6 protein-coding genes are annotated in these 7,754 nt (G+C 40.1%); 1 reads left to right on the top strand and 5 read right to left on the bottom strand.

The features are described 5' to 3' along the window. Positions 1–108: 108 nt before the first annotated feature. The 3 genes from G4P69_RS27535 to G4P69_RS27525 all read right to left on the bottom strand — a co-directional run bounded on the left by G4P69_RS27535 (position 109) and on the right by G4P69_RS27525 (position 4,003). Positions 109–1,956 (bottom strand): chemotaxis protein CheB, encoded by a 1,848-nt coding sequence (locus G4P69_RS27535; protein ID WP_208352589.1) that lies wholly within the window; start codon positions 1,954–1,956, stop codon positions 109–111. Positions 1,957–2,338: 382 nt separating this feature from the next. Continuing rightward, positions 2,339–2,689, bottom strand: coding sequence for a chromosome segregation ATPase (locus G4P69_RS27530; RefSeq protein ID WP_243902707.1), 351 nt, complete (start codon positions 2,687–2,689; stop codon positions 2,339–2,341). Positions 2,690–2,818: 129 nt separating this feature from the next. Next, positions 2,819–4,003 (bottom strand): NAD(P)H-quinone oxidoreductase subunit H, encoded by a 1,185-nt coding sequence (locus G4P69_RS27525; protein WP_208345416.1) that lies wholly within the window; start codon positions 4,001–4,003, stop codon positions 2,819–2,821. Positions 4,004–4,289: 286 nt separating this feature from the next. Here G4P69_RS27525 and rsmH point away from each other — a divergent pair, with 286 nt between their 5' ends. Continuing rightward, positions 4,290–5,183: a 16S rRNA (cytosine(1402)-N(4))-methyltransferase RsmH gene (gene rsmH / locus G4P69_RS27520; RefSeq protein WP_208352588.1), complete on the top strand. Its 894-nt coding sequence runs from the start codon at positions 4,290–4,292 to the stop codon at positions 5,181–5,183. A gap of 122 nt (positions 5,184–5,305) precedes the next feature. Here rsmH and G4P69_RS27515 read toward each other — a convergent pair whose 3' ends face one another. Both G4P69_RS27515 and G4P69_RS27510 read right to left on the bottom strand, forming a co-directional pair. Then, complete coding sequence (locus tag G4P69_RS27515) at positions 5,306–5,521, bottom strand: hypothetical protein (protein ID WP_208345398.1); 216 nt, start codon at positions 5,519–5,521, stop codon at positions 5,306–5,308. A gap of 29 nt (positions 5,522–5,550) precedes the next feature. Next, positions 5,551–7,674, bottom strand: coding sequence for a hybrid sensor histidine kinase/response regulator (locus G4P69_RS27510; RefSeq protein ID WP_208345400.1), 2,124 nt, complete (start codon positions 7,672–7,674; stop codon positions 5,551–5,553). Between the last annotated feature and the right edge of the window lie 80 nt (positions 7,675–7,754).

Genomic DNA, 7,754 nt, shown 5'->3' with positions numbered 1-7,754 from the left:
CTGCTTAGTTTCGGCTAATTTCTTGATCCTGCCGCTTGACTCAGCTTCAAATTTGAAGTTGAGTCCCTCTGTCCTGCCCTTGCTTGTTAACTGCTGGTCGAAACCGGATTAGTCCAAACTCCAGTTGATATTAGAATTTATAGATTTTTTATCTAATTTTATACCTGCATAACATACTTTACAAAAATCTCGCTTAGCACGATGTAGGGCAGTAGTTAAAGGCAGTTGTAAATTAGAAGGAACCAGTTTTGTAACGTCAGTTTTTGTTCTACCTAAAGGTAATTTTAATACTTCTAAACTATCGTTGAAAATATGAAAAATTTTATGGTCTCGATCTACTAAAAAGCAGGTTGCTTTATTTTTAGACAAAAAACTACTAAAGACTCTCTCGAGCATAGGTTCAATACGATTCCTATCACAGTTTTGAGATAAAGAAAAGGGTTGAGATAAACGACGATGATTTTCAATTCCTTTATAGGTTACAGGTAATTTAATATCCCTAGACTTTTGATAAATTTTTTGTTTATTATGAAGCGGTTGAAATTCAGATTCTATCTGACCAAGAGTTTCAGCTTCGCCTAAAAACAGAATACCTTTAGATGCTAAAGAAAAATGAAGATTTCGCAATACTTGTTGTTGTAAATCCGATTGTAGATAAATTAAGACATTACGACAACTAATTAAATTCATGCGAGTAAAAGCCGCATCTTTTGTCAAATCGTGAGATGCAAATAATAGTTTCTCTCTTAAGTGACGAATCACTTGCAAAGAGTTATTTTTATAGACGAAGTAATTTTCTAATCGTTCAGGGCTAATATTGTTGATAATAGTCTCAGGATAAATACCATGAATCGCTTTTTCTAAAGCGCCTTTATCAATATCAGTCGCAAAAATTTTAAATTTTACTGGTTTATCCGACTTAGCTATAGCTTCGTCTAAAAGTATGGCTAAAGAATAAGCTTCCTCTCCCGTAGCACAAGCTGTTACCCAACAACGTAGCTCCTCCTGAGGAGGGACTTTAGCGATTAATTGAGGAATCACCTCGGCTTCGAGGAAATCCCAAGCTGGTTGATCTCGGAAAAATTGAGTAACGTGAATTAGTATCTCGCTACGCAAAATAGATCGCTCTTGGGCTGAGGTTTCTAATAAGTGAATAAATTCATCAACCTCATTGCAACCAGTAATGAGATATCTACGCTCGATGCGTCGCAATAAAGTACTGGTTTTATAATGGGAAAAATCAGTATCATCTTCCTCGCCAATGATCTCGGTAATACGCTCTAAGTTATGAGAGTTAAAGAAAGCTGTTGTTTCTGGACTTAATGTATTTGGGGTTTTGCGCGATCGCACTAACTGATTAGTTATCTGTGCCAATTGTTGCGGAGATACAGATCGATCAACCATTCCTGTAGCGATCGCTGCACGCGGCATTGCAGCAAATTCGGCTGTATCGGGTTCTTGCACCATAGTAAAACCGCCAGCTTTTTTAATTGCCTTCAAGCCATTTGTGCCATCAGTACCTGTTCCCGATAGAATTATGCCAATAGCTTGCTCATTATAATTTTTAGCCAAAGATTCTAAAAAGATATCAATAGGAAGGTTCAATCCGTGGTAATTTCTACCTTCCTGGTTTAGTAAATGTATCCGGTGGTTTTCCACAACTAAATTTTTACCAGGAGGATTGAGATACACCGTGTTTGGTTCTAATTGCATTCCTTCTGTTGCCCGATAGATAGTCATACCGGTGCGCCGCTCTAGTAATTCCTTCATGAGGCTTTTAAAATCTGGGGAGAGGTGTTGAATCACTACAAAAGCAGCCCCACTATCGATAGGCATATGCTCGAAAAACTCTTCTAGAGGCTGAAGCCCTCCTGCGGATGCTCCAATGCCAACTACAAAGAAATTTTGTGTTCCTTGAGAGTTAGAAATCTCAACACCCGCTCTACGTTCCAACATAAAAATCTTTAGTTGAATTAAACTTATCTCAATAACTCAAAAAGTAGTCAATAACTTCTCGCTGAATGATTTGTGTTTCTCACCCAGATCTATTGACTCTTATAAAGAGGTATATTTCATATTTCAGAGGATCTTCTCTATTTTTTAGAAAAATTTAATATATTTGTATAGATTTTGTATTTCTTTTGTGATAGGATTTAGTATCTTCATATTCACAGAATAAAATATGCTGAATCTATCACACTCTTGAAGATAAGTAATAAGCTATTTTTATGTTTACTGTTTGCAAGGGTGCAAAAGGACGCAGCAAAGGGCTATTGACGCAATTTACCATGCATTGAGTCAAAACTTCGCTGACAACTTTAGATTTTATCCAATTAAATTATTCTGTTCGGATCATGCGACTGACTTGTTGTAGAGATAATGGTTTACGCTGAATACTTTGAAAATGCTCAACTTTTTTTAGTTCAGAATTTGCTATATTAAAGTTGCTTAAATTCACCAAAACGATATCTTCGTAAACTTTGTCTTGTGGAATTTGGACTTCTAGGATGACTTCTTGTAAATTGTGTTGAGCAATAGCAAGATTTAAATACTTCAAAAACGATTCCCGTTTTTTGGAGCGAACGTTGAGTAAGTACCAATTACCAGTAGTAGGGAGTGGAAATGAGGGTTCGTCTTGTTGTAGTGGTGGCATATTTTGTAGCGGTTCTAACGTTGAAGTATCTGGCAATCTAAAATAGCTTCCCACTTCCTGGGTACTAAGTCAAATCAGGAGTCAGAATTGAAAATTCAGGATTCAGAATATCCTAAGCAGTCAAGTTAGGTGCGTTATAGCAAGCCGTAACGCACCCTACAATGGTTATCTGTCTACTGAACCCATGATGATATCGATACTACCTAAAATGACCACGACGTCTGCAACTTTTACGCCTCGGAGTAAATGAGGGAGAATTTGGACGTTATTGAAATCGGCAGCACGAATTTTCCAACGCCAAGGAAAAACGTTATCATCGCCGATCAAATAAATACCTAATTCACCTTTGCCACTTTCTACTCGCGAGTAGATTTCGCCTTTAGGAATCTTGAAGGTGGGGGCAACTTTCTTACTAATATACTGGTAATCAAAACCGTCCCACTCAGATTTTTTACCAGCGGCCATTCTCTTGGCTTCTAGGTTTTCAAAAGGTCCACCTGGTAATCCTGCGATTGCTTGACGAATAATCTTAACAGACTCGCGCATTTCTCGCATCCGCACGAAATAACGAGCTAAGCAATCACCTGCTGTTTCCCAGTGTACTTCCCAGTCAAAGTCGTCGTAACATTCATAATGGTCAACTTTTCTGAGATCCCATTTCACTCCCGAAGCACGTAACATTGGTCCAGATAGACCCCAGTTAATTGCTTCTTCACGGGTGATAGTACCAATACCCTCAACACGACGACGGAAGATAGGGTTATTGGTAACTAAGCGCTCATATTCATCTACTTTAGGCAAGAAGTAGTCGCAGAAGTCTAAGCACTTGTCAACCCAACCGTAGGGTAAGTCAGCAGCTACACCACCAATACGGAAGTAGTTATTATTAACCATTCGATAACCTGTGGCGGCTTCCCACAGGTCATAAATCATTTCTCGTTCACGGAACTGGTAAAAGAAAGGAGTTTGAGCGCCAACGTCAGCTAAGAATGGACCAAACCATAGCAAGTGATTGGCAATGCGATTCAACTCCAACATAATAACGCGAATATAACTAGCGCGTTTGGGAACAGGAATATTTGCCAGTTTTTCTGGTGCGTTAACAGTCACAGCTTCGTTGAACATTCCCGCTGCGTAGTCCCAGCGACTTACGTAGGGAACGTACATAACGTTGGTGCGGTTCTCCGCAATTTTTTCCATTCCCCGGTGTAGGTAGCCGATTACCGGTTCACAATCAATAACATCCTCACCATCTAAGGTGACAATGAGCCGCATAACCCCGTGCATTGAGGGGTGATGAGGACCCATATTGAGCACCATTGGTTCGGTTCTAGTTTCTAGTCTTGCCATTAATTTAGTAATCTCCCCTTTGTGAACACTTGTGGAGTCAACCCTCAATACTCAGATGCATTTACTGTAAACACACTGAAATACCGCAAGTAGGGTCTGCGGATTGATCAAGGTGTTTAATTTTTAAGCCATTAGTCCCATTATATTGATATACAACCAGGAAAATCCGTTAAGAAGGCAGCTAAGGAGCTATGCTGAAGAAGTCAATAACGCCACCGCCAGGCGGATAGGGCTTGCAGAAGACAAGTCTTATTTGTTTAACTAAACCGTTGATTTCAACTTTGTTATGAATAGCGATCGCGAAACCCTACTTGATCTAGAAGAATCAACCTTTTCCCATATTCCGGTTTTGAGTCGGGAGGTTATTGAGGGTTTAGCAGTTCGTCCTGGTGGGCATTATTTGGATGCGACAGTAGGCGGTGGTGGTCATAGTCGCCTGATTTTAGAAGCTGCACCAGATGTGCGAGTTACTGCGCTTGACCAAGATGAGCAGGCTCTTTTAGCAGCGAAAAAGGAACTTTTTGAGTACAATAACCGTGTAAAATTTATTCTTACCAATTTTGCTGCTCAAAAGTTTCAGGAGGAAACTTTTGATGGTATAATCGCAGACCTAGGCGTGAGTTCTTACCATCTTGATACGCCAGAGCGAGGTTTTAGTTTTCGCCACGAAGCTAGTCTTGATATGCGGATGGATCAGCGCCAATCTCTGACGGCTGCTGATATTATAAATAACTCAGATGAAATTGAATTAGCAGATATTTTTTTTAGATACGGTGAGGAACGATTATCAAGGCGAATGGCTAGACGTATTGTGGAAAAACGTCCTTTTCACACGACTTTAGAGTTAGCGAACGCGATCGCATATTGTGTCTCTCCCAAATACCGTCACGGCAGAATTCACCCCGCCACCCGTGTTTTCCAAGCTTTGCGAATTGTCGTTAACGACGAGTTAAAATCTCTAGAAACTTTTATTGATCAAGCCCCAAAAGCCCTTATCCCAGGCGGTAGAATCGCTATTATCAGCTTTCATAGTCTTGAAGACCGCATAGTAAAGCATGGTTTCCGCAACTCACCATCATTGCGAGTATTGACAAAAAAGCCAATTACTGCTGCAGAGGAAGAAATTGACGATAACCCTCGTTCTCGTTCTGCTAAGTTGAGAATAGCGCAGAGGGAGTAGCCCCTGGGGGGAAGTCAAAAGTCAAAAGTCAAAAGTCAAAAGTCAGGGGGTAGGGAACAGGGGGAGCAGGGGAGCAGGATTAATTAAAAACAACCCATGCCCCATGCCCCATGCCCCATCCTCTAACTAGCTTGTAAATCCACCAAATTAATTGCTTTTTTTCTTGCTATCTCAGGATAGTTACAATCTGGAGTATGAACCACTCCCTTTTCACCAAAATGCCAAATATATCCTCTCCATCTGGAGTTTTTGGTTGGTAGAATCTCTATTAAATAACCCTGGTAAGTAAACGTCATAAATTGTTGTAGCTTAATTACCACAGTATATTCTGCGAACATTAATTATGCCAAGTTTTTTGATAAAATACTTATTTCTTAATCAAAAGTCTTTCCACGGCGGCAACTAATTTTTCTGAGTCAATAGGCTTAGATAAATGTATTTGAAAGCCTGATGCGAGTGCTTGCTCCTGATCGTACTGTCTAGCAAACGCAGTGAGGGCGATCGCAGGAATTTCTCCTCCTTGTTCTGGTGTCAAGCTTCTGACTTGACGGATTAACATATAGCCATCCATACCTGGCATACTGATATCGCTGATCAATATATCTAACTTTTTTGACTGTTCTAGAAGTTCTAAAGCCTCATATCCCGAAGAAACTGCAATAACCTCTGCACCGTCTTGCTCTAAGACGAAAGCAACAAAATCTCGCGAATCAGCATCATCATCAACAACTAAAATCTGCTTGTTAGCCAAAGAGAAGGAATTTTCAGCTAAAGACGATGGCTGCTCTTGTTCATCAGTCTCACTTGAGCTTTCATTTTGAACAAGTGGTAACCTAACAATAAATGTTGCTCCCTGATCCTCGCCAAGACTGTCTGCTTTGACAGTTCCACCATGCATTTCAACTATATTACGCGCAATAGCCAGTCCCAACCCTAATCCACCAAATCTTCTGGTAGTACCAGTGTCAGCTTGCCGAAAGTAATCAAACACGTAAGGCAAAAATTCAGAGCTAATCCCCTTACCTGTATCAGTGACAACTATTTCAGCATAATCTACACTTGGTGAGTGAGAATTATTATCAGCCTTTTTTTGTGATAACAGTCTTACTTCTACAGTTCCACCATTAGGTGTAAACTTGATAGCATTGGAAAGAAGATTCCAAACAACTTGTTGCAAACGAGTCGAATCTCCCATCAGTTTCCCTATATTCGGTTCAAAAACTGTATTGATTTGAATCGACTTGCTTTCTGCGGCAAAACGTAATGTCTCTATTACGGATAATATTATATATTCTAAGTTAATACTTGCTAGATTGAGCGTTAACTTTCCTTGTAAAATTTTCGAGATATCCAGTAAATCTTCAATAAGTTGAACTTGTAAATTCGCATTACGCTCGATTGTTGAGATTGCTTGAGATTTCTTTGTTTGGTCAAGCTTGGGGTTTTGCAATAACTTAGACCAACCGAGAATTGAGTTCAGGGGCGTGCGTAGCTCATGGGAGAGAACCGCTAGGAATTCATCCTTAATTCGATTGGCTGTTTCTGCTTTAGCTCTTGCTGCTTGTTCTAATTCCAGTAGGTGGGCGCGTTCTTGTTGTATTTGTTTTTGTGCTTCGATATCAGTACAAATTCCTAACCACTTGACGACACGACCTTGCTCGTCCTTAATCGGCAAGCCTCGCACTAAGTGCCAGCGATAGGAGTTATCACAAGCTTGTTTGAATCGATACTCATTTTCGCATAAAGTGCCGGTTTTTATAGCATCAGACCACCACACCTCATAGGCATGTTGTGCGTCATCTGGATGCAATGCTGCTAACCAACCAAAACCCGAACTCTGTTCCAATGTTAGCCCAGTGTACTCGCACCATTTATGATTACAATAGTTACATTCGCCGTTAATATCAGTTGTCCATAGCAGTTTGGGAATAGCCTCTACCAAGTAACGATACTGCTCCTCACTATGTTGTAATTGCTCATTAGCCTTGGTAATCTCTTTAGTGCGAAGACTAACCAACTCCTCTAAATGATTTTGATATTTTTTCAGTTCTTCCTCAAAACGCAACCGCTCTGCTATTTGTATTTGAAGCTCTTGGTTCAGTTGTTCTAACTGAGCAGGACTTTTAAGTGCTAGAGCTTGTGGAACTAAGGGTAGAAGCTCTACGGCAGTAAACATAGATACAATTGCAGTTATAGCTTTGATCGACCCTGATAACCAATACGTTGGGTACCACAGTGTCCAAATATCCATTATGTGGGTGGTGCCACAAGCTACAATAAATAAACTAAATAGCAGAAAAATCGAAGAAAAAGGGAGATCTCGCCGTTTGTAGACAAAGTAGAATAAAATAGCTGGTATAGAGTAGTACGCGATCGCTGTTAGAGCATCCGAAATTATGTGTAGCCAAACTAAATCAGTTCTCCATAGATAGCAATGCCCATGTGGAATAAATGATCCGCTGCTAAAAAAATTCGCCCATAATTCTGACATAGGTATTGACATAAGAGATTTAGTTTTTTCATGCCAAGAAGGTATCCTGGCTGACATGCTGCTACACGATTATTATACCT

Source organism: Aetokthonos hydrillicola CCALA 1050 (assembly GCF_017591665.1).
Taxonomy (GTDB): Bacteria; Cyanobacteriota; Cyanobacteriia; order Cyanobacteriales; family Nostocaceae; genus Aetokthonos; species Aetokthonos hydrillicola.
Note: the sequence above shows the minus strand (reverse complement) of the source record. Positions and strands in the feature narration are given on the sequence as shown.